The 20,121-nt window shown below is 71.1% G+C and carries 17 protein-coding genes; 12 read left to right on the forward strand and 5 right to left on the reverse strand.

Going from position 1 to position 20,121, the window contains the following annotated elements:
- Nucleotides 1–92 precede the first annotated feature (92 nt).
- Together F4559_RS12050 and F4559_RS12055 are read left to right on the forward strand one after the other, a co-directional pair.
- A complete protein-coding gene (locus F4559_RS12050) occupies nt 93–992 on the forward strand; it encodes an NADP-dependent oxidoreductase (RefSeq protein ID WP_184668444.1) in 900 nt (299 codons plus the stop codon).
- A 162-nt stretch (nt 993–1,154) separates the two neighbouring features.
- Nucleotides 1,155–2,654, forward strand: a complete 1,500-nt coding sequence (locus F4559_RS12055) for a serine/threonine-protein kinase (protein ID WP_312865605.1) — start codon at nt 1,155–1,157, stop codon at nt 2,652–2,654.
- Between the two features lie 18 nt (nt 2,655–2,672).
- Here the strand turns inward: F4559_RS12055 and F4559_RS12060 are convergent, their stop codons facing one another.
- Complete coding sequence (locus tag F4559_RS12060; RefSeq protein WP_184668446.1) at nt 2,673–3,323, reverse strand: response regulator transcription factor; 651 nt, start codon at nt 3,321–3,323, stop codon at nt 2,673–2,675.
- Between the two features lie 195 nt (nt 3,324–3,518).
- Here F4559_RS12060 and F4559_RS12065 point away from each other — a divergent pair, with 195 nt between their 5' ends.
- From F4559_RS12065 to F4559_RS12080, 4 genes are all read left to right on the forward strand, one after another.
- Nucleotides 3,519–4,376 carry a universal stress protein gene (locus tag F4559_RS12065; RefSeq protein WP_184668448.1) on the forward strand — a complete coding sequence of 286 codons (858 nt, stop codon included), beginning with the start codon at nt 3,519–3,521 and terminating at the stop codon, nt 4,374–4,376.
- 208 nt (nt 4,377–4,584) lie between these two features.
- Complete coding sequence (locus F4559_RS12070; protein WP_184668450.1) at nt 4,585–4,980, forward strand: universal stress protein; 396 nt, start codon at nt 4,585–4,587, stop codon at nt 4,978–4,980.
- 85 nt (nt 4,981–5,065) lie between these two features.
- Complete coding sequence (locus tag F4559_RS12075) at nt 5,066–5,347, forward strand: hypothetical protein (protein WP_246445166.1); 282 nt, start codon at nt 5,066–5,068, stop codon at nt 5,345–5,347.
- A 98-nt stretch (nt 5,348–5,445) separates the two neighbouring features.
- Nucleotides 5,446–5,739, forward strand: a complete 294-nt coding sequence (locus F4559_RS12080; protein ID WP_184668452.1) for a hypothetical protein — start codon at nt 5,446–5,448, stop codon at nt 5,737–5,739.
- Between the two features lie 571 nt (nt 5,740–6,310).
- On the opposite strand, the gene F4559_RS12085 is transcribed toward F4559_RS12080, so the two are convergent.
- The gene (locus tag F4559_RS12085) at nt 6,311–7,720 is read right to left on the reverse strand and encodes an aminotransferase-like domain-containing protein (protein WP_184668454.1); all 1,410 of its coding nucleotides are present in this window, start codon (nt 7,718–7,720) and stop codon (nt 6,311–6,313) included.
- Between F4559_RS12085 and F4559_RS12090 the strand changes: the two genes are divergently transcribed.
- Nucleotides 7,719–8,609 (forward strand): DMT family transporter, encoded by an 891-nt coding sequence (locus F4559_RS12090; RefSeq protein ID WP_184668456.1) that lies wholly within the window; start codon nt 7,719–7,721, stop codon nt 8,607–8,609. The genes F4559_RS12085 and F4559_RS12090 overlap by 2 nt on opposite strands.
- A 193-nt stretch (nt 8,610–8,802) precedes the next feature.
- Here F4559_RS12090 and F4559_RS12095 read toward each other — a convergent pair whose 3' ends face one another.
- Nucleotides 8,803–9,387 (reverse strand): DinB family protein, encoded by a 585-nt coding sequence (locus tag F4559_RS12095; protein WP_184668459.1) that lies wholly within the window; start codon nt 9,385–9,387, stop codon nt 8,803–8,805.
- Between the two features lie 147 nt (nt 9,388–9,534).
- On the opposite strand from F4559_RS12095, the gene F4559_RS12100 reads away from it, so the two are divergent.
- The 5 genes from F4559_RS12100 to F4559_RS12120 all read left to right on the forward strand — a co-directional run bounded on the left by F4559_RS12100 (nt 9,535) and on the right by F4559_RS12120 (nt 18,404).
- Complete coding sequence (locus tag F4559_RS12100; RefSeq protein WP_184668461.1) at nt 9,535–10,050, forward strand: OsmC family protein; 516 nt, start codon at nt 9,535–9,537, stop codon at nt 10,048–10,050.
- Between the two features lie 49 nt (nt 10,051–10,099).
- Nucleotides 10,100–15,073 carry an NACHT domain-containing protein gene (locus F4559_RS12105; protein WP_184668462.1) on the forward strand — a complete coding sequence of 1,658 codons (4,974 nt, stop codon included), beginning with the start codon at nt 10,100–10,102 and terminating at the stop codon, nt 15,071–15,073.
- Between the two features lie 158 nt (nt 15,074–15,231).
- Nucleotides 15,232–16,098, forward strand: coding sequence for a glycoside hydrolase family 191 protein (locus F4559_RS12110; protein WP_312865606.1), 867 nt, complete (start codon nt 15,232–15,234; stop codon nt 16,096–16,098).
- Between the two features lie 33 nt (nt 16,099–16,131).
- Entirely contained in the window at nt 16,132–17,457 is a 1,326-nt protein-coding gene (locus tag F4559_RS12115) for a nucleotide sugar dehydrogenase (RefSeq protein WP_312865607.1), read from the forward strand.
- Nucleotides 17,454–18,404 carry an NAD-dependent epimerase/dehydratase family protein gene (locus tag F4559_RS12120; RefSeq protein WP_184668465.1) on the forward strand — a complete coding sequence of 317 codons (951 nt, stop codon included), beginning with the start codon at nt 17,454–17,456 and terminating at the stop codon, nt 18,402–18,404. The genes F4559_RS12115 and F4559_RS12120 overlap by 4 nt, the downstream gene beginning before the upstream one ends.
- Before the next feature lie 59 nt (nt 18,405–18,463).
- Here the strand turns inward: F4559_RS12120 and F4559_RS12125 are convergent, their stop codons facing one another.
- Together F4559_RS12125 and F4559_RS12130 are read right to left on the reverse strand one after the other, a co-directional pair.
- On the reverse strand, nt 18,464–19,366 hold the full coding sequence (locus tag F4559_RS12125) for an NAD-dependent epimerase/dehydratase family protein (RefSeq protein ID WP_184668466.1): 903 nt from the start codon (nt 19,364–19,366) through the stop codon (nt 18,464–18,466).
- Complete coding sequence (locus F4559_RS12130; RefSeq protein WP_184668468.1) at nt 19,363–20,115, reverse strand: nucleotidyltransferase family protein; 753 nt, start codon at nt 20,113–20,115, stop codon at nt 19,363–19,365. The genes F4559_RS12125 and F4559_RS12130 overlap by 4 nt, the downstream gene beginning before the upstream one ends.
- Nucleotides 20,116–20,121 lie beyond the last annotated feature (6 nt).

Below are 20,121 nucleotides of genomic sequence, written 5' to 3' on the forward strand. Positions count from 1 at the left end.
ACGGACCGCATTCCCCGTTCCGGGATGCGGGATGCGGACCGGTGCGCGGTCGTGGTCTGGTGGGGGACGACTTCGCGGAAAGGACTCGTGTCATGACCAGAGCTGTCGTGCTGTCCGGATACGGCGGCCCCGAGGTGCTCGTCGAGGCCGACGTGCCGACCCCGTCCCCCGGTCCGGGGCAGGTGCTGATCGCGGTGCGCGCGATCGGTCTGAACCCCTTCGACGTCAAGGTGCGCTCGGGGGCGTTCCGCGACGTCATGCCCCTCGACCTGCCCGCCGTGCTCGGCCTGGAGGCGGCGGGCGTCGTCGTCGAGTCCACAGTGGACGATTTCGCCGTCGGCGACGAGGTGTTCGGCCTGGTGGACGGCGGCGCCTACGCCGAACGTGCACTGGCCACCGCCGTGGCGCGCAAACCCGTCGGGCTGGACTGGAGCCTGGCCGCCGCGCTGCCGGTCGCCGTGGAGGTCACGGGCCGCGTGCTGCGTGCGCTGGACGTGGCGCAGGGGGAGACCGTGCTGGTCAACGGCGCGGCGGGCGCGGTCGGCACGATCGCGGTGCAGATGTCGGTTGCCCGAGGCGCGCGGGTCGTCGGCACCGCGGGCGACGCGAACCAGGACCACCTCCGGTCGCTGGGCGCGACGCCGGTCCGTTACGGCGCCGGACTGGTGGACCGGGTCCGGGAGATCTCGCCGGGCGGCGTGGACGCCGTGTTCGACGTCGCCGGCCGGGGTGCCCTGCCCGACTCGATCGCCCTGGCCGGCGGTCCCGACCGGGTGGTGACCATCGCCGACCCGGAGGCGGAACGCCACGGGGTGCGGTTCTCCGGCGGGGCGGAGCCCGATCCGGGCGAGTTCGCCGCCGTGGCCGAGGCCGTGGCGGCGGGCCGGTTCACCGTCACGATCGACCGCACGTTCCCGTTGTCCGAGGCCGCCGCCGCACATGCCTGGCTGGAGGCGGGGCACACGCGGGGCAAGTCGATCCTCCTGCCCTGACGCTTGGTGATCGCCTCGCCCGTCCGGCGCACGCGTTCGTCCACTCGGGCCGGTCGCGGAGGCATAGGGGTGGGTGCGGCAAGATGGGTGCGCACACGTTCGACGGTCGCCCGTCCGGGTATCCAAGGGTCTCGACGTGCGCGGAGGGACGGGAGCGTTTCGGTGGTCGACCGCACGGTCGCCGGCAGGTACCGGCTGACGGAGAAGCTCGGCGCGGGTGGCATGGGCGTCGTGTGGCGTGCCGAGGACACCCGGCTCCGGCGCATCGTCGCCGTCAAGGAACTCTTGGCGCGCAACGGTTTCGATGAGGAGTCGACCCGACGGGCGGTGCGCGAGGCCCGCATCGCGGCCCGCCTCCAGCACTCCAACGTGATCGCCCTCTACGACGTGGTCGAGGACGAGGGCCACCCGTGGCTGGTCATGGAGTACCTGCCGGCCAAGAGCCTGTCGGCGGTGATCTCCGAACGCGGCACGCTGCCCGCCGACGAGGTCCGCCGCATCGCCGTCCAACTCGCCGAAGGGCTCGCCGCCGCCCACAAGGCCGGTGTCGTGCACCGCGACGTCAAGCCCGGCAACGTCCTGGTCACCGAGTTCGGCACGGTCAAGGTCACCGACTTCGGCACGTCCCGGGCCGCCGACGAGGCGACCGTGACCTCGTCGGGCCTGCTCGTCGGCACGCCCGCCTACCTGGCGCCCGAGGTGGCCCAGGGCTCGCCGGCTGACTTCCCGGCCGACGTGTTCGGGCTCGGTGCCACGCTTTACGCGGCGCTGGAGGGCAGTCCGCCGTTCGGCGAGGACACCAACGCCATCGCGTTGCTGCACCGGGCCGCGGCGGGGACCTTTCCGGCGCCGGAGAACGCCGGTGCGCTCGAACCCGTGCTGCTGCGCCTGCTCGACGCGGACCCCGGGGCCCGGCCGACGATGGCCGAGGCGGCGCGCATGCTCCAGGAGATCTCGGTCGAGCCTGTGACCGTCCTGGCCTCGCCGACGCCCGTGGAAGCCGAGCCGACCCGCGTCGTGCCGCCGGCCAAGGCGACCACCGAGTTGCCGGAGCCCGAACCCGAGTCGGAACCGGAACCCGAGCCGGTCGTCGAGGAGGAGGACCCGCAGCGCAAGCGGTTCGCCCTGGTCGCCGTCGTGCTGATCATGGTCGTGGTGGGCACGGTCGCGTTCCTGATCACCCGTAGCCGGGGCAAGGACGACAAGGCCGCGGACACCACCACGACGACGACCGGGCAGACGGTCGCCACGTCCGCCCCGCCGACGTCGGACGCCGGACAGCCGCCCCCGCAGGGCGAGACTCCCGTGACGAGCACGACCTCGGAGGCACCGCCGCCGACGACCGTCCCGCCGGCCGCCGTCACGCCAGACAAAGCGCTCGTCGACTACTACGCCCTGTTGCCCGGCAACATCGACGCGGCGTTCCCCACGCTCACCGAGTCGTTCCGCAACGGGCGCGGCGTCGACTACGACTACTACCGGAACTTCTGGGCCGGATACAGCGCGGTCTCGCTCTCGAACGTCCAGGTGGTCGGCGAGAACCAGGTGTCCGCCACCGTCAACTACACCGACCTCAGCGGCGCGCAGAAGTCCGAGAACAACCTCTTCACGCTGGTCAAGTCCGGCGACAAGTGGCTGATCGACAACCAGGTCGGGATCTGACCCCGACTCGTCCGGCCGTCACTCCTCCGGGTGGATGGCGGGCTTGCGCAGCTTGTTGGACAGCACGGCCGCCTGCGTGCGGCGCTCCAGGCCGAGCTTCGCCAGCAGGTGCGAGACGTAGTTCTTGACCGTCTTCTCGGCCAGGAACATCTTCTCGGCGATCTGCCGGTTGGTCAGCCCCTGCCCGATGTGGTCGAGCACCACGCGTTCCTGGTCGGTCAGCACCCGGAGCGGGTCGCCCTGCTCGCGTTCGCGGCGGATGCGGTCGAGCAGCGCGGCGGTCGACCGGGCGTCCAGCAGCGATCCGCCGGCCGCGACCGTGCGCACGGCGTTGTGCAGGTCGTTGCCCAGGATGCGCTTGAGCACGAACCCGGACGCGCCCGCCATGATCGCGTCGAACAGGGCCTCGTCGTCGGTGAACGAGGTGAGCATCAGGCAGTGCAGCTCGGGCATCAGCGACCGCAGCTCCCGGCACAGCTCGATGCCGTTGCCGTCGGGCAGTCGCACGTCCAGCACGGCCACGTCGGCGCCGCTGCCCGGCACCCGGGCCAACGCCTCGGCGACCGAGCCCGCCTCGCCGACGACCTCCAGGTCGTCGCCGCTGTTGAGCAGTTCCCTCACGCCGATCCGCACGACCTCGTGGTCGTCGACCAGGAACACGCGTGCCACTCGTCCCGCCTCTCATCGCCGTCCGTCCCGACCCTGGGGCACGACGGGCCCGCGCCCCAGGGCCGAAGGTCCCGTCCGTCCCAGGATGCGGGGTCCGGACGGGCGACGCACGATCGGGACTTTCGACCGCGTTCTTGCGGACCGGCCCTGCCTAACGTCGAGGACGACGGTTTCGCCGACTATGGGAGTTTCGCGATGGGTGCGCCGATCTTGGTGGGAGTCGACGGCTCGGAATCGGCGCTGGACGCCGTGCGCTGGGCGGCGGCCGAGGCCGCGCGACGGGGTGTCGGCCTGGACCTGGTGCACGTGTACCCGACGCCCGTGCGCGGCTATCCGCAGGTCGTGCTGACCGGCGGCGAGGTGCGGCGCGCGTTGGAGGAAGCCGGTCGCGAGCACCTGGAACGCGCGCGGGCACTGGTCGCCGACGTGCCGGTGACCGTCGAGGTCGTGCCCGGCGACGCGGCGGCCACGCTGGTCGGGCGGTCGGCCGCCGCGTCCTGCGTCGTGGTCGGTTCGCGCGGGCTCGGCGGGTTCACCGGTCTGCTGATCGGGTCCGTCGCCGTGGCGCTGGCCGCGCACGCCCGGTGCCCGGTGGTGGTCGTGCGCGGGACCGAGGCGGTGGACGGGCCCGTGGTCGTGGGCGTCGACGGTTCGCCGACGGCCGAGGCCGCGGTGGCATACGCGTTCGAGGAGGCTTCGCTTCGTGGTGTCGGACTGGTCGCGGTGTTGGCGTGGACGGACGCGTTGGTCGACGGTCCGCTGGGCGAGCGCTTCGGCGCCGACTGGGCGGCCGTCGAGGCGGGCGAGCACCGGGTGCTCGCCGAACGCCTGGCCGGGTGGGGCGCGAAGTACCCGGACGTGGCCGTGACCCGTGCGGTGGTACGGGAACTGCCGGTGCGCGCGTTGCTCGACCACGCGGCCGGCGCGTCGCTGCTGGTGGCCGGCACTCGCGGTCGGGGCGGGTTCGCGGGACTGCTGCTCGGCTCGACCAGCCAGGCCCTGATCCACCACGCGCCGTGCCCGTTGGCGGTCGTCCGGCCGGCCGCGGAGTAGCCGCGACTGCTCCACGCGGGTGGCGTTCCGAGGGCGGACGCCACTGTGCGGTGGCTCGGGCGGCCTCGCGCGCGGTCGGCAGCGGAGCGGCGACTCCGCAGGGTCCAAAGTCCCGACCCGGCCGGGGCCGCGGCCACTCATCGGGGACCGTCCGGTCGGGAAGGCTCGTCCCGGTACGGGAAGTGGCTGGGTGAGTCGGGAGGTGGACATGGGCAAGCGTCCGGTCGTGGTCGGTGTCGACGGAACGGTCGCCGGGGTGCGCGCGTTGGCGTGGGCGATGGACCAGGCCCTGGAGCGTGACGTTCCGCTGCACGTGGTGAACGCGTGGCAGCAGAACACGGTCCCGGCCCGGGAACGCTCCCGTGAACTGGTCGACGACGCCCTGGTCACCGCCGCCACCGGCAGGCTGCGCCACCCCCAGATCATCCGCCGCTGCCTGCCCGGCCCGGCGGCCGAGGTGCTGGTCGAGGCGGCCCGCTCGGCGACGCTGCTGGTGCTCGCCGCACACGACAGACCCACGACCGGCCTGGGCCGGGTCAGTGCGCACTGCGTGCTGCACGCTTCGGTTCCGGTCGTGGTGCTGCACGAGGAGACTGCCGACTGAGGTGGCCCGGGATGCGCCGAGCGGATCCCGCGCCCTGCCCGCACCGGCCGATGTGCGGAGAGTGACGGGCTGACAGCATCAGGTCATGATGAAGAGCCTGATCGTCGCCGCCCTGCTGGCCACCCTGGTGCCCGCGCCTCCGGCTTCCGCCGCCGCGTACACGGTTCCGCGTTCGGCGACGGCCTCCGGACGCGGGACGTCGGAGGCCAACGCCGAGGCGAGAGCCCGCTACAACGCCCGGGTCGCGGTCCTGGCCGTAGGTGTGGACTGCGTCGACTGGACCAGTCAGTTGGTCGTGCCCACCGAGCGCACCCGCCAGAACGAGTGGACCGCGTTGGTGGCGGTCGACGCGCTGTGCGTGGCGTGAGCCGCTGCGTTCGGCGGCAGGGCACCGCGCCGAGCGGATTCCGCGCCCTGCCCGCACCGGCCGATGTGCGGAGGGTGACGGACTGACAGCATCGGGTCATGAGACGCATTCTGGCTCTCGCGGCGGCAAGCGCCGCGATGATCACCCTTCTGGTCCCCGTGTCGCAGGCTTCCGCCGCGGCGTACACGGTTCCTCGCTCGGCCGGCGCCGGCGGGACCGCGTCGACTCAGGACTTCGCCGTGGCGTTGGCCCGCCAGAACGCCCGCAACCGGGTGCTGGCCGTGGGCGTGGACTGCATCGACTGGAACTACCGGACCGTCATGGTCGAACGCGGCGCGGGTCCGAACACCTACATCGCGGTGGTCGAGGCGAAGGCCCTCTGCGTGAGCTGACGGCCGGATTCCGCGCGGCGCGGGGCTTTCGCGCACCGGGATGACGCTGCCGGCCAGACCCGACTTCGACCACACTCGGCCCGGACCGCACTCGGCCTCGCTCGGCCAGACCGGTCCAGACCAGACCAGACCAGACCCGAACCTGCCCGACCCGATCTTGCCCGTGCCCGGCAGGCCCGAACTCGGCCGAGACTGTGTCAGGCCAAGCCTGTGCCGATACCCGACGAGGTACGCGCCAGCCGGACCTGTGCCGGCGAGGCCCGTGTCCGGCAAGGTCCGCGTTCGATGCGGACCTGTGCCGGACACGGGCCTCACTCCGCTACGCGGGCTGCGTTCGAGTCGGGGTTCCGCGTTGGTTTGCTTTGCCTGCCACGCCTGGCTTGTCGGCCGTGCCCGACGCACCGCGCGGGTTCGATTCGGCTGCCGGTTCTGATTCGCCTGTCGCGCCAGGCTGGTGGGCCGCATCCGACTCCGGATCACGTCCGACGCGGACGGCGCCGGTTCTCCCCGACCTGGTGTGCGTCGGCCCGCAAAAAGGAATTCGCTGCGCACCAAAGGAATCCGGGGCGGGTCAGCGTCGCGGGCGGATCGCGTGCGCCGCCTCGGCCAGGCGGCGCACGCCTTCGGCCAGGATCTCGGGACCGGCCGCGCCGTAGGTCAGGCGCAGGTGCGGGCCGGGCGGGTCGCCCGCGTGCCAGGGGCGGCCCGGTGACACGACCACGCCGTTGGCGATCGCGGCCGAGGTGACCTCCAGGTCGTCCCAGTCCTCGGGCAGGCGGACCCACACGTGCAGACCGCCCTTGGGCACGGTCACCGGCACGACCTCCGGCAGGTGCGTGGCCAGCGCGGCGAGCAGGGTGTCGCGGCGCGTGCGCAACGCGATGCGCAGCGCGGCCAGGTGGCGACGCCAGGCCGGCGACGACAGGACGTCCAGCGCCGCCTCCTGGAGCGGCCCGGCGACGAAGAAGTCGTCCATCACCCGTGCCGTGCGCAGCCGTGCACCGGCCGCGCCCCGCGCGCCGATGCCCGCCAGGCGCAGACCCGGCGCGGCCGACTTCGTCAACGACCGCAGGTGGATCACGTGCCCGTGCACGTCGTCCGCCGCGAGCGGAGACGGCGGGGTGCCGTCGATGGCCAGATCGCGGGCGTAGTCGTCCTCCAACAGGAACGCCCCCGCACCGCTCAACACCGACAGCACCTCGGCCCGGCGGTGGACGGCGAGCGTCGCGCCGTGCGGGTTCGCGAACAGCGGCTGGCAGTAGAACAACCGCGCCCCGGTCCGCGCGAACGCGGCGGCCAACAGCTCCGGCCGCACCCCGTCGGCGTCGGTCGGCACGCCCACCACGCGCAGGCCCGCCGCCCGCGCCGTCGCGATCGCGCCCAGGTACGTCGGCGCCTCGACCAGCAGCGTGTCACCGGGCACGGTCAACGCCCGCAGCGCCGTCGACAGCGCCGCCTGTCCACCCGGACACACCACCATGTCGCCCGCCCGGAACGCGCCACCGGCCTCACGGGCGAACCACGCCCGCAGGTCGTCCCGCCCCTCGACCGGCCCACGCGCCCACGCGTCCGGCCGACGGGCGGCACGGGCCAGCGCGGCACCGAGCGCGGCCGTGGGCTGGAGGCCGGGGTCCAGGTACCCGCCGGACAGCGGCACCGCTTCCGGGCGCGGCACGGCGAGCAACTCGGGCAGCGCCTCGTCGCCCGGCGGCTTCGCGCCCAGCGCCACGGACTGCCACTGGAGGTCGGGCGTCGGGTGCACGGCCGTCGGGGTCGACGCGGCGAAGGTCCCCTTGCCGGGCCGCACCTCGACGATGCCTTCCGCGACCAGGCGGCGCAGGGCGTTCTGCACGGTCACCGGCGACACGTGCAGTTCCCCCATGACCGCCCGCACCGACGGCAACCGACCACCCGGCGGCGTGGTGTGCGCTGCGGCACGGAGCAGCCGGATAACACCAGCCTCGGCGTTATCATCATCCATGACGGCACAGGATAACGTTACTCGGTCCGGACGGATAACGGCCGCGACACTGCTCGGCCTGCTCGGCATCACCGCCTTCAGCTTGTCGTTGCCCAGCACCAGATTCGCGGTGGACGGGCTGTCACCGTGGTTCGTCGCGTTCGGCCGCGCCGTCGGCGCCGGTGTGCTCGCCGCCGCCTACCTGGCCGCCGTCCGCGCACCCCGACCGACACCGGCGCAGTGGCGGCGGCTCGCGATCGTGGCGTTCGGCGTCGTGATCGGGTTCCCGCTGTGCACCTCCATCGCCCTCACCCAGGCGACGGCGGCGCACGGCGCGATCGTGATCGCCCTCCTGCCCGCCGTGACGGCCGTGTTCGGCGTGCTGCGCGGCGGCGAACGCCCGTCACCCCGCTTCTGGCTGTCGGCCGGCGCCGGGCTCGCGGCGGTGCTGGTGTTCATCGCCGTGTCGGGTGGAGCCCAGGGCGGCTTCCGGAGCGCCGACCTGTGGTTCCTCGCCGCCGTGCTCGTGTGCGGACTCGCCTACGCCGAAGGCGGCGTGCTGGCCCGTGAACTCGGCGGCGCCCGGACGATCTGCTGGGCGCTGATCCTCTCCCTTCCGGTCACCGTTCCGCTGTCACTGGTCGCCACCGACGGCCTCGCCACCGCTCCCGCGCACGCGTGGTGGGGATTCGCCTACGTCACCGTGATCTCCATGTTCCTCGGGTTCTTCGCCTGGTACGCCGCGCTGGCCCGGGGCGGGGTCGCCCGAGTCGCCCAGGTCCAGGCCCTGCAACCGGTGCTCACGCTGGTGTGGTCGGCGGTGCTGCTGGACGAGCACGTCGACCCGCTGAGCGTGGGCGTCGGTCTGGTGGTCCTGGCCTGCGTGGTCGCGACGCAACGCACGCGGTGAGCCATGACGGGACCTCGCGGTCGGCGGCGGGGCACCGCCGCCGACCGGCACACCCAAACCGCCGGCCCGCGAACCGCCGGTCCGCACATGGTCGGCCGACCCGTGCACCGCCGATGGTCGGCAGGCGGTGTTCGCCGCCGGTCGTGACAGTGAGCAGGGTTTGCCGTGGCCGTGCCGGTGGAGACCGCGCGTGTCAACTGGCACCCGCCGCGCGGGCCTCCTGCTCGACCTTCTCCCGGTAGGAGACCCACCACGACTCCTCGTGCGTCGCCATGTTGTCGGTGCCCTGGCGGTGCCCGACGAAGCCGTCGATCAGTTCCCGGACGATGTCGGCGTGACCCGCGTGCCGGTGCGTCTCCGCGATCACATGGGACAGGATGCGGTGCAGTGTGACCTGACGCTTGTCCTCGGCCCACCAAGGCACTGTGCCCGGCGCGTCGAGTGGCAGGCTCTCGATCGTCTCGTCGGAGTGGGCCCACACCTCCTTGTACAGACCGACGATGTGCTCGCGGGACTCGTCGGCCTTGGCGTACATGTCGATGTTCAGCTCGGTCTCGTCGGTCATCCACGGTTCCTCGCGCGGGAACGGGCGGCCGAACGTGGCGCCGAAGTAGCCGGACTCGACCAGGGCCAGGTGCTTGACCAGACCGAGCAGGTTGGTGCCGGTCGGGGTGAGCGGGCGGCGGACGTCGTACTCGGACAGGCCGTCGAGCTTCCACAGGATCGCCTCGCGTCCGACTCGGAGGTAGTTGTGCAGGTCTTCCTTGGGGGTCGTCATGGGAGGCATCGTGCCCGCGGGGTCCGACAATTCCGGGGCCGGGTGGGGCAGGTGGTCGGCGATTACCACGAAAAGGTGATGGGCGCCCGTCCTCCCACCATCCGAGCACGCCGTGCGGGCCGCGCCGGGAGCGGCATCCTGACCGGCATGACCACCGACGTTGCCCTCAACAGGGTAGACATCGCCGCCGTCGGCGCCCTCGTCTCCGCCGTCCGCGACGACCCGAGCCGGGCCGCCACCACCTGGGCCGCCCACGTCCGCTGGCAGGGCGGCTTCACCTCCGAGTCCAAGGTGCGCGGCTTCGACCCCGTGCCGTCCGACGAACCCGCCGCGCTGGGCGGCGGCGACACCGCGCCCAACCCGGTGGAGCAGTTGCTCGGCGCGCTGGGCAACTGCCTCGCGGTCGGCTACGCGGCCAACGCCACCGTCGCCGGCATCGCGCTGGACAGCCTGGAGATCGACGTGAAGGGCGACGTCGACCTGCACGTGTTCCTGGGCCTGGCCGAGGGACACGCCGGTTTCGACTCGATCACCGCCCGCGTGCGGATCAAGTCGGGCGCACCGCAGGCCGACCTGGAAGCCCTGCACGCCAAGGTGATCGCGTCGTCCCCGGTCGGTCACACGCTGGGCGCGGCGGTCCCGGTGACGATCGAACTCGCCTGAGTGCCCTTCCGCCCGTGGCACCATCTGTGGCCGGGCGGAAGGAGCGGGTGTGGAGAACCGCAACGACATCTCGGGCGTCGTCAACGGGCCGGCCGTGCAGGTCGGGGTCAACTACGGCGGGGTGAACTACCACGTTGCGGCCGAGGCTCCCCGCGTCGACCTGCCCAGACCGTCCGGGTGGGCCGACGCGCCCGAGCTGCCCGACGACGTGCGGGCGTTGCTCCGCGCCCAGATCAGCATGGCGCAGACCATGCCTTACAAGCTGCCGGGCGCACGCAGGCCGTCGTTGGCGACCGTATATGTGCGGCAAGAACTCGGCGGCGTCGTCGAGGAACCCGACCAACACCGGCCGGCCCCGGCCCTGGACCACCGGGGCCGGTTGATCGAGCCGCCCCGGCGTCCGGTCGCCCGCACCACCGTCCGGCCCCCGTCGCGCGCCGTGCGGGAGGCGTTGGACGACCACGACCACCTGATCGTCACCGGCGGTCCGGGGCAGGGGAAGTCGACGCTGTCGCTGCGCCTGGCCGCCGACATCGCCAAACACTGGGCCACGCGCGCCGAACCGCCGTTGTCCGAGCCGGTCGTGCCGTTACGCCTCCCGGCACGCTTATTGGCCCCGCGAGTGGGAATGCCGTTCGCCGACGCGCTGGCCGAAGCGGCGGGGGAGGAGTACGGCAGCCTGCTCCCGCACCGCCTCGACCCGCGCGTCCTGGTCGAACCCGTCATGGGCTGCCGTTGGCTGTTGTTGGTGGACGGCTTGGACGAGGTGGCCGACGCCGGAACCCGCGACCGGCTCGTGACCGTGCTGGCGCATCGCACGACCCACCGCGTGGTGCTCACCACCCGGCCGATCGGCGGGGCCGCTTTGGCTCCGCTGCACGAGATCGGGGCGCAACGGTACGAGCTGCAACCGTTCGACGAGGCCGCGTTGACGCGCTTCGCCGACAACTGGTTCGGGCACGGGGAGCGGTTCGTGCGGCAGGTGCGCGAGGCGCACTTGGACGAGTTGGTGCGGGTTCCGTTGCTCGCGACGATCGCGGGGATCATCTTCGAGCAGCGCGCGGACCACCCGTTGCCGGACAACCAGTACGAGCTGTACGAGGCATATCTCAAGTACCTGCGTGACCGTCCACTCGCGCCCAGCCGGTTCGACTCGATTCGTGATTCCTTGTTGGAGCACCTGGGTTGTGTGCGGTTGGAGGCGGACACGTCCCTGATCGCGGCGGCGCGCGATCGGGTGGGAGAGGAGGAGGGACTCGGCGAGTACCTGACGTCGGTCGGCCCGCTCACGCCGCGTGGCGACGACGTGAGCTTCCTGCACCACTCGTTCGCGGAGCACTTGGCGGCCAAGGCGAAGGCTCGCATCCTGCCCCCGGAGTTCGACCCGGCCCACGAAGACTTCGTACGCCTTGTCCACACCGCGAGGTCGGAGGAACGAGGTCGGCACGCCCGTATGGTGCTGCTCCACTACTGCCACCTCCACCTCGACCAGGCAGACGGGGTCGTGCGTTGGCTACATCAAGGGGACGATGTCCAGCAGTTGATTGCCGCGCAACTGCTGGCATGGCATGTGCCCGTCGCCCAGTCCACGCTGGAGGAGTTCCTGGCGACGGTTCGGGCTTGGGCGGCGACTACAAGCAGTACGGCCCTCAAGATCCTCGCCCAGGCGAGCCGGGCCCACCATCCTGGCCTGGTCGCCTGGCTGACCGCGTTGGCTTCGGATGCCGCGTTGCCATGGGCATCTCGGATCGAAGCCGCAGCGGCGCTTGCGATCAGGATTCGCGAACAGGGCGTTTCCGATGCGGCGGAGGTGCTGTCCACTGCCGCGGAGGACAGATCAGTCTCATTGCGAGATCGCCTCAGTGCCGCCGAAGCGCTGTCCCAGTGTGGCCCGGACGAGCGTGCGGTCGCGCTCCGGAGTCTGCGCGCGACGCTGACCGCACCGGGTGCCGAAGGCACTGTCCTCCGTGACACGGCGCTGGTTCTGGTCGGCCTCGGGGTCGAGCACAGAACGGAGGCGGTCGAGGCATTGCTCGTCGCGCTGGAGGATCCCTGCGCGGCAGACGAGGACAAGGTCGCTATCGCCACCGGCCTTTCGGAGGTGTCGGTCGAGCACCAGGCGCTCTGTGCGGAGGTGTTCGTCGTCGCCATGGTGAGTGACGGTTGGCAGGTTTCCCGGAACGCCGCCGCCGCGCTTGCCGACCAAGGCTCTCGGAGAGTGGGCGAAGCCGCCGAGTTGCTCAGCGGGAGAATCGCCGATCGCGCGCTCGACACGACCGCGAGGATACGCGCGGCCGAGGCGTTGGCGGCGATGGGACCGCAGTACCGGCGGCCTGCCGGGCAAGCTCTTCTCAAGATCGCGAACGACACCGGACATTCGGCCTACGACAGGGTTCAGGCGGCCTCGCTTCTGTCCGGACTGGGCGTGGAGTTCCACGTCGGGGTGGTCCGGACGCTGCGTGAAGTGATAGCCGTTCGACATCTGGCGCCGTTCTACCGCAGACAGGCTGCCGAGTACTTGGCGGAACTGGGGCCCGAGTACCACACCGAGGCAGCGCGTGCGTTCGAAGAGCAGTCGCGGAATCCGCATCAGCGGCTCGCGGTGCTCGAAAGCCTGGCGCAACTGGGAGGAGTCCACCGGGAGGTGGCCGTGACCACCCTTCGGAAGTATGTCGCGGATAGGGACCGCCCTCCACGTGAGCGGGTGCATGCGGCTCGCGTGCTGGTGAGGCTGAGCACGGACCACCACGACGAACTTGGCGGGCACATGGTCGAGGTCGCGGCGGAGACCGACGAGGTCAACTCGGCCACGTGGGCATGGCGCGTGCTCGAAGATCTCGGCCTCGTGCACCGGGACAGCCCGGGCGACGACTTGGTGACGGCGATCCGGCACGGTGGCACGCGCGTTCGTCGAATTGCCATGGCGGGTTTGCGCATAGCCGACGGAGAACGCGCGGCGCAGGCACTTCTCACCACCCTTCGAATCGGCTTGACGGACCCTCGCGTGCGGACGGTCGTCGACATGGAGATCGTCCGCACGGGACGGCGGTACCACGATGCCGTGGTGGTGGCCCTATCCGGCCTGTACCGGTCAGGAATGCTGCCGTTCGACTATGCCTCCAGATGCGCTTTGCTGCTCGTGGATGCGGGGGAGCGTCCTCGTGCCAGATTCCTGGAACTGGTGCGTTGTGTCGTCGCAGATCCGGACGTGCCGGACGATGATCTGCTGGTCGCACTCACCGGGCTGAAGGACTCGGCCGATCCGGAGGACCGTCCGGCACTCGAAGCGATCATGATGGACGGCGTGCTGTCCCGGTCGATCCGCATTCGTGCCGCGTCGGCCCTGTGCGAAGCCGATCGGTCGCTGTTCACCGAGGCTGTCGCCTTAGCCGCTGCGTTCGGCCGGCACATGCCGCATTTCGACTGGGCAATCGACTTCCACGAGCGGGGAGCGGGCCTCGTCGAGCTGCTGATGCCGGTGGTCGTCGACGTCGACTGTCGCGGTGTCTGTCGCGAGAGAGCGACAATGGTCCTATCGGAACGGCATCCAGAGCAACGAGGGCGGGTGTCGGCGTTCGTACAGGGGCGGATGCTCGACGACTTCCTGGGTGTATCGGAACGTACGAAAGCGTGTGCTGCGGCCACCTTGGACGAAGAGGTCGCCCATTGTCGAGAGGTGTTCGACGACGGCAAGGCGGCACTGAAAGATCGTGCCGAGGCGGCGAGCCGCCTCGTCGAACTGGGCGAGGTGGACGGGGACGACGCGATCGCCTTTCTTCGTCGTGTCGCGGCGGACCGCCGCTCCACAATGGAGGAACGGCGTGCTGTTCTCCGGCGATTGGAGTGGCTCAGCCCGCCGATGTCTGTGATATCGGCGCTTCGAGAAGCTTTGGACAACCGTCCGGACGAGGTCGCGGTGGAAGACCGAATGGTTTCCCTGGGCCGCCGGGTGCACTGGATGGACGATGGCGAGGCACTGATCCGCGACGTACTCGACGGTGCCGAGACGGATCTGGCCGAGCGGGTGAAGGCGGCTGTCGAGTTGGCCAGGCTGCGACCGGCGTTGGTCCAGGACGCCGCAGAATCGTTGTGGCGGCTGCGTCCGAGTCCGAGGGCTTATCGGGCGCTCGCGGAGTTCGGGCGGCGTCGTCGGCATGAAGTGGTCGCGGAGTTGATCGCCATGGCGCTGGACGAAGGCCGGAGGTGGCAGGCCAGGCGCGAAGCGGCCTTGTTGGTCGTCGAGATCATGTCCGAACCGGACGATGCGGTGGTGGAGTTCCTGAACGGACGACTTGACGAGCGGTCGCTGTCCGATCGGGATCGTCGGCGGATTGCGCGGGGACTGCTGCGGCTCGATGTGCTCAGGGGCGTCAGGGATAGCGAGTCCGCGCGGGCCTCGGCGAGGTGGCGGGCGGCGATGGACATGTACGAGTACGACGTCGCGGATCGGGCAGCCGGGGCGAAAGTGTTGCGGGACATAGCGAATGATCCGCTGTGCCGTCCGGCCCTCAGGTGGCGGGCTGCCCGAGGGCTGGCCACTTTCGGGGTTCGTGGGCAGGAATGGGGATCAGAGGCGCTTGAGGCGTTGATGGGCGACGAAACCTTGAGCGTCCGGGTCAGGGCATCCGCCGCCCAGGCCCTGGGGTTGGCGCGGCCCGACCTGAGGATCAAGGTGCGGAAGTTCCTGTGGAAGTTGGCCATCGGCACGGAATCGGCGGTGCGGCTGCACGTGCTCCTGGCCCGGCTGGAGATCGACCTGGCCGACGTTTCCGTCGAATTGCGGACACTGTCGCGGGACGGGTCGGTCGCGGCCAACGTCCGGGCGCGGGCGGCCTGGGCGGCGGCCCAGGCCCAGTGGGGGCTGCGCGACTCGGCGGCGGTCGTGCTGAAGGAGATCGCGTTCGACCGTGCGGTCGCCCGGCACGTCCGCGTCAAGGCGGCGCGGTGGTTGGCGTTCGTCAGTGCCGTGTGCCGCCCGGAAGCGCGAGCACTCCTCGCCGAATTGCGGTCCGCTAGGCCGTAAGGGTGGTTTCCCGGGTCTTCGGGAAACATCCTCGTGGATTCCGCCATCCGATACCGTGCGCGGTCGCTCGGTCGTATCGGATCGGCTCTTCGGCGCATTGCCCGGGAAACCGGGATCAGTACTGTGGAACCGTGTCCGCTCGGCGTTCCGCTGCGATTGTGGTCGTTTTCCTGTTGATCTCGTTGTCCGGTCTGGCCGGTTGCTCCCGGGAGTCTCCTCCGGTCGTCCCCGGCGGTTTTGTCTACCAGTTGCAGGGATACCAGGACGAGCGCTTGGGCGAGTTGGCCGGCACGTCCGCCCGCTACGCCGTGGTGGACCTCGCGCGCGATGCCGGGGAATCCTACTTCTCGGCCGAGGAGATCGGTGCGCTCAAAGGTTCCGGGAAGATCGTGCTCGCCTACTTCGAGATCGGATCGATCGAGGACTTCCGCCCGGACTTCGCCTCGACCGGCGCGGGGCTGACCCTCAACGAGTGGGAGACCTGGCCCGGCGAGTTCTTCGTCCGCTACTGGGAAGAGCGCTGGTGGGAGCTGGGGATCAAGCCCCGGCTCGACCGGGCGCTGCAGGCCGGCTTCGACGGTGTCTACCTGGACACCCCGCTGGCCTACGAGGAGATCGACCTCGCGCTCGTGCCGGGTCTGGACCGGGAGGTGCTCGGCCGGCGGATGGTCGACCTGATCATGCGCATCAGTTCCTACGCCAAGGGCGCGCGGTCGGACTTCCGGGTCTACCCGCAGAATTCGCCCGAACTCGTCCGGTATTCCGGTTTCCTGGACGCGGTCGACGGCATCGGGATCGAGGAGCTTTTCTTCGAGGCCACCGACGAGCCGTGCACGGCCGACTACTGCGCCACCAACCTCGCGGCGACGCGCGAAGTGAGACGGGCCGGCAAGACCGTCTTGGCGGTTGACTACGCGGTCCGCCCCGACAACATGGCCGAGGCGTGTCGTCGATATCGAGAGGAAGGGTTCGAGGGGTACGTCGCGGTGCGCGCGCTGGACCGGATCAGCGCGCAGTGCCGGTGAACGAGAGTGGCAAGCACTAGCAAGGAGTCGATGGTGACGGAAGAATTACCGGAACTGCGTCGGGTCGGGATCATCGGAATGGGGTACGTCGGCCTCACGCTGGCCGCCGCCATGGCCGATCGGGGCTATGAGGTGCACGGCGTGGACACGCAGTCCGCCGTGCTCGACTCGCTGTCCCGGGGCCGCCCGCACATCTTCGAGCCCGGCGTCGAGGAGGTGTTCGGCGAGTGGGTCGGCCGGCGGATCTTCCTCTCGCCCGACCTGCCGGACGGCGGTGTGGACGCGGCGATCATCTGCGTGTCCACGCCGGTGAACGAAGGCGACCACGAGCCGTACCTGGGCAACCTGGCCGCCGCCGCGGAGCACATCGCCAAGCGCTGCTCGCCGGACACCCTGATCGTGGTCCGCAGCACGGTCCCGGTCGGCGCGACCCGCGCGGTCGTGCTGCCCCGGCTGCTCGACGCGTGGGGCTCGGCCCGCGTGGTCATGGCGCCCGAACGCACCATCCAGGGCCAGGCGCTGCGCGAACTGGTCGAACTGCCGCAGGTCGTCGGCGGCCTCGACGACGAAAGCCTGGAACTGGGCCTGAAGCTGTTCGGCGGCCTGTCCAAGCAGTTGGTGCCGGTGTCCAACCTGGAGACCGCCGAACTGGTCAAGCTCACGAACAACTGCCACACCGACGTGATCTACTCGTTCGGCAACGAGGTCGCCCGGCTCACCGAGAGCCTCGGCCTCGACCCGCTCGAGGTGATCCGCGCGACCAACCTGGACTACCCGCGCCCGGACATCGCCAAGCCCGGCTACGTCGGTGGCGGCTGCCTGTCCAAGGACCCGTACATCATGCTGGCCGGTGCCGAGCGCAGCGGCTACGAGCTGCCGCTGATCCGCGCGGCCCGGCGCATCAACGAGGACCTGCCGGTGCACGTCGCCGAACGCCTGGTCGACCTGCTCGGCGACCCGGCGGGCCGGACCGTGTTCGTGCTCGGCTGGGCCTACAAGGGCTGGCCGCCCACCGACGACATGCGCGGCACGCCGATCGCGTCGATGACGCCGATCTTCGAGGCCGCGGGCGTCAAGGTCGTCGGCCACGACCCGCTGGTGACCGCCGACGTGATCAAGCGCTACGGCGGCGAGCCGGTCGACCTGGAGACCGGGTTCGCACAGGCGGATGCGGTGCTCGTGATCACCGACCACCCGCAGTACCGGGCGCTCGACGTCGACGCGCTGCTCACGGGATCGGCGGTGAAGCTGGTCTACGACTCGTGGCGCGTGCTCGACGGCGACAAGGTGGAGGGTCACGGTATCCGCTACACGGGCCTGGGCTTCGAGCCCGCGGCGGAGCCGGAGGTGGCGCGGTGAAGCACCTCGTTCTCGGCGGCGCCGGGTTCATCGGCCTGCACCTGACCCGGCGGCTGCTGGCCGACGGGCACGACGTGACCATCGTGGACGACTTCTCGCGCGGCAAGGACGACCCGGAGCTGGCCGAACTCAGCGTCCCGGTCGTGCACGCCGACCTGACCGACCCGCACTCGCTGGACGAACTGCCGCACGACGCCGACCACGTGCACCTGCTCGCCGCGGTGGTGGGCGTGCGCAACGTGGAACGCGACCCCGCGAAGGTGGTCCGGGTCAACACCCTGGCCGTGCTGAACACGCTGGACTGGATCGAGCCGCACCAGCGCCTGTTCTTCGCGTCCACGAGCGAGGCCTACGCGGGCGGTGTCCACACCGGACTCGTGCCGGTGCCGACGCCGGAGTCCGTGCCGCTGGTCATCGAGGACATCACCGCGCCCCGGTTCGCCTACGCGGTGAGCAAGTCGCTGGGCGAGGCCGCGGTCGTGCACACCGGACGCGCCAAGGGCGTGCGGGTCGTCGTCGGCCGGTTCCACAACGTGTACGGCGCGCGCATGGGCGCCGACCACGTCGTGCCGGAGCTGTCGCTGCGCGCGATCCGGGGCGAGGACCCGTTCCGGGTCTACGGTTCCGACCAGTTCCGGGCGTTCTGCCACGTGGACGACGCGGTCGACGCGATCGCGCGCCTGGTCGATGCCGACGACGCGGCCGGGCGGATCGTGCACATCGGCGACGACACCGCCGAGACCAACATCGGTGATCTCACGCGGCTCATCCTGGACATCGCGGAGCACAAGCCGGAGTTGGAACGCGTGCCCGCGCCGCCCGGTTCGGTCGCCCGTCGCTGCCCGGACCTGACGCTGCTGCGGTCGCTGACCGGCTACGAGCCCAAGGTGTCGCTGGAGGAAGGCGTCCGGCGGACCTTCGAGTGGTACCGGGACAACTGGGCGTAAGGCCCAGGAACGAAAAGGGGGAGGCACCGGCCCGTGTCTCCCCCTTTTCCCTTCTCCGGTCAGGATTCCGACCAGATGCCCGTGACGGATTCCGCGAGCGGGCGCCGCGGACTCCAGTCGAGCACCCCGGTGGTCCGGGTCAGGTCGGCGGCGATCCAGTCGACCCCGCCGGACCGGTTCGGCGGCGGATCGGACTCGACGACCCGACCGGTGAAGCCCGCCGCTTCGACGAGGAGCTTCACCGCGTCCCGGACGGTGACCGCGACGCCGCTGCCCACGTTGAGCACCGACTCGCCGGCCAGGTCCGGCACGAGCGCGGCCGAGGCGACCGCGTCGGCGACGTCGGCCACGTCCACGAAGTCGCGGTACGCGCCGAGCGGGCCGAGCACGACGTCCCCACCGTCCACAAGGGATTTCCGCAGCGACGCCGCCGCGCGCCCGAGCACCGTGCCCTCGGGCATCCCGGCGCCGATCGGGTTGAACACGCGCAACGCCACCGCGTCCACCCGGCCCGAGGCCACGGCCGCGCGCACCAGTCCGGTGCTCGCCAGCTTCGTGATCCCGTAAGGCGCCACGGGGTTGGTCGGCGCGTCCTCCGCCACCGGCACCCCTTCGGTCACCACGCCGTACTCGGCCGCCGAACCGAGCACGACCAGTCGCGTGCCGCGGTCGGACACCGCGTCGAGCAGGTGCGCGGTCGCGGTGACGTTCGCCGCGACCAGGTCGGCGGCGCTCCCGTCGAGCCGCCCCGCGCAGTTGACCACGACGTCGGGCGCGACCTGCTCGAGCAGGTCGGCCAACGCCGAGGACCCGCCCGAGACCAGGTCGTGCACGACCCAGTCCGGTCCCGCCGCGCGCCGTCCGGCCCGCACGACCACCGCGTCGCGCGCGCCGAGCACGTCCGCCACCGCACCGCCGAGGTAGCCGGACGCGCCGAACAGCAGCACCTTCACCGGACTCACCCGATCACGTCCAGCGGTGCCGGCACGGGCCGGCGTCCGGTGGGCAGCAGCGCCGATCTGACCTCCTCGAAGCACCGGTTGGCCTCGTCGTAGTCGTCGGGGCGGCCGATGTCGAGCCAGTAGCCGTCGAAGTCGAACGCGGCCGGCTCCTCGCCGCGCGAGAGCAGGTCGAGCACGAGCTGGTCGAGCCCGAACGGCACGTTGCGCGGGTAGGGCGTGAGCGTCTTGCGCGCCATGGCGTAGACGCCCATGCTCACGCCGTAGGACAGGACCGGCTTCTCCACGAAGTCGATGATCCGGCCGCCGTCGTCGGTGGCCAGCGTGCCGAAGTCGATCTTGACCTTCCGCTGGTAGGTCGCGACGGTCAGCGGTGCCTTGCTCGTCACGTGGTGTTCGAGCAACGCCGTGTAGTCCAGGTCGGTGAGCACGTCCCCGTTCATCACCAGGAAGTGCTCGGGCAGCTGGTCGACGAAGTTGAGCAGCGGGCCGATGGTGGACAGCGGCGCCTTCTCCTCCGCGTAGTCCACCTTGATCTCCCACTTCGACCCGTCGCCGACGAAGGCCCGGATCAACGACCCGAGGTGGCCGATCGCCAGCGTCGCGCGGTCGAAGCCGTAGGCGCGCAGCTGTTGCAGGATGATGTCCAGGATCGCGTACTCCTCGCCGATGGGGACGAGGGGCTTGGGGAGTGCCGTGGTGTACGGCCGGAGTCGCACACCCCGACCGCCCGCGAGTATCACCGCATGCATCCGGGA

The sequence above is a fragment of the Saccharothrix violaceirubra genome (assembly GCF_014203755.1).
Classification (GTDB): domain Bacteria; phylum Actinomycetota; class Actinomycetes; order Mycobacteriales; family Pseudonocardiaceae; genus Actinosynnema; species Actinosynnema violaceirubrum.

Coding starts and splice junctions, on each gene's coding strand:
- F4559_RS12050 (WP_184668444.1), top strand. CDS start 93: ATGACCAGAGCTGTCGTGCTGTCCGGATACGGCGGCCCCGAGGTGCTC.
- F4559_RS12065 (WP_184668448.1), top strand. CDS start 3,519: ATGGGTGCGCCGATCTTGGTGGGAGTCGACGGCTCGGAATCGGCGCTG.
- F4559_RS12070 (WP_184668450.1), top strand. CDS start 4,585: ATGGGCAAGCGTCCGGTCGTGGTCGGTGTCGACGGAACGGTCGCCGGG.
- F4559_RS12075 (WP_246445166.1), top strand. CDS start 5,066: ATGATGAAGAGCCTGATCGTCGCCGCCCTGCTGGCCACCCTGGTGCCC.
- F4559_RS12080 (WP_184668452.1), top strand. CDS start 5,446: ATGAGACGCATTCTGGCTCTCGCGGCGGCAAGCGCCGCGATGATCACC.
- F4559_RS12090 (WP_184668456.1), top strand. CDS start 7,719: ATGACGGCACAGGATAACGTTACTCGGTCCGGACGGATAACGGCCGCG.
- F4559_RS12085 (WP_184668454.1), bottom strand. CDS start 7,720: ATGGATGATGATAACGCCGAGGCTGGTGTTATCCGGCTGCTCCGTGCC.
- F4559_RS12095 (WP_184668459.1), bottom strand. CDS start 9,387: ATGACGACCCCCAAGGAAGACCTGCACAACTACCTCCGAGTCGGACGC.
- F4559_RS12100 (WP_184668461.1), top strand. CDS start 9,535: ATGACCACCGACGTTGCCCTCAACAGGGTAGACATCGCCGCCGTCGGC.
- F4559_RS12130 (WP_184668468.1), bottom strand. CDS start 20,115: ATGCATGCGGTGATACTCGCGGGCGGTCGGGGTGTGCGACTCCGGCCG.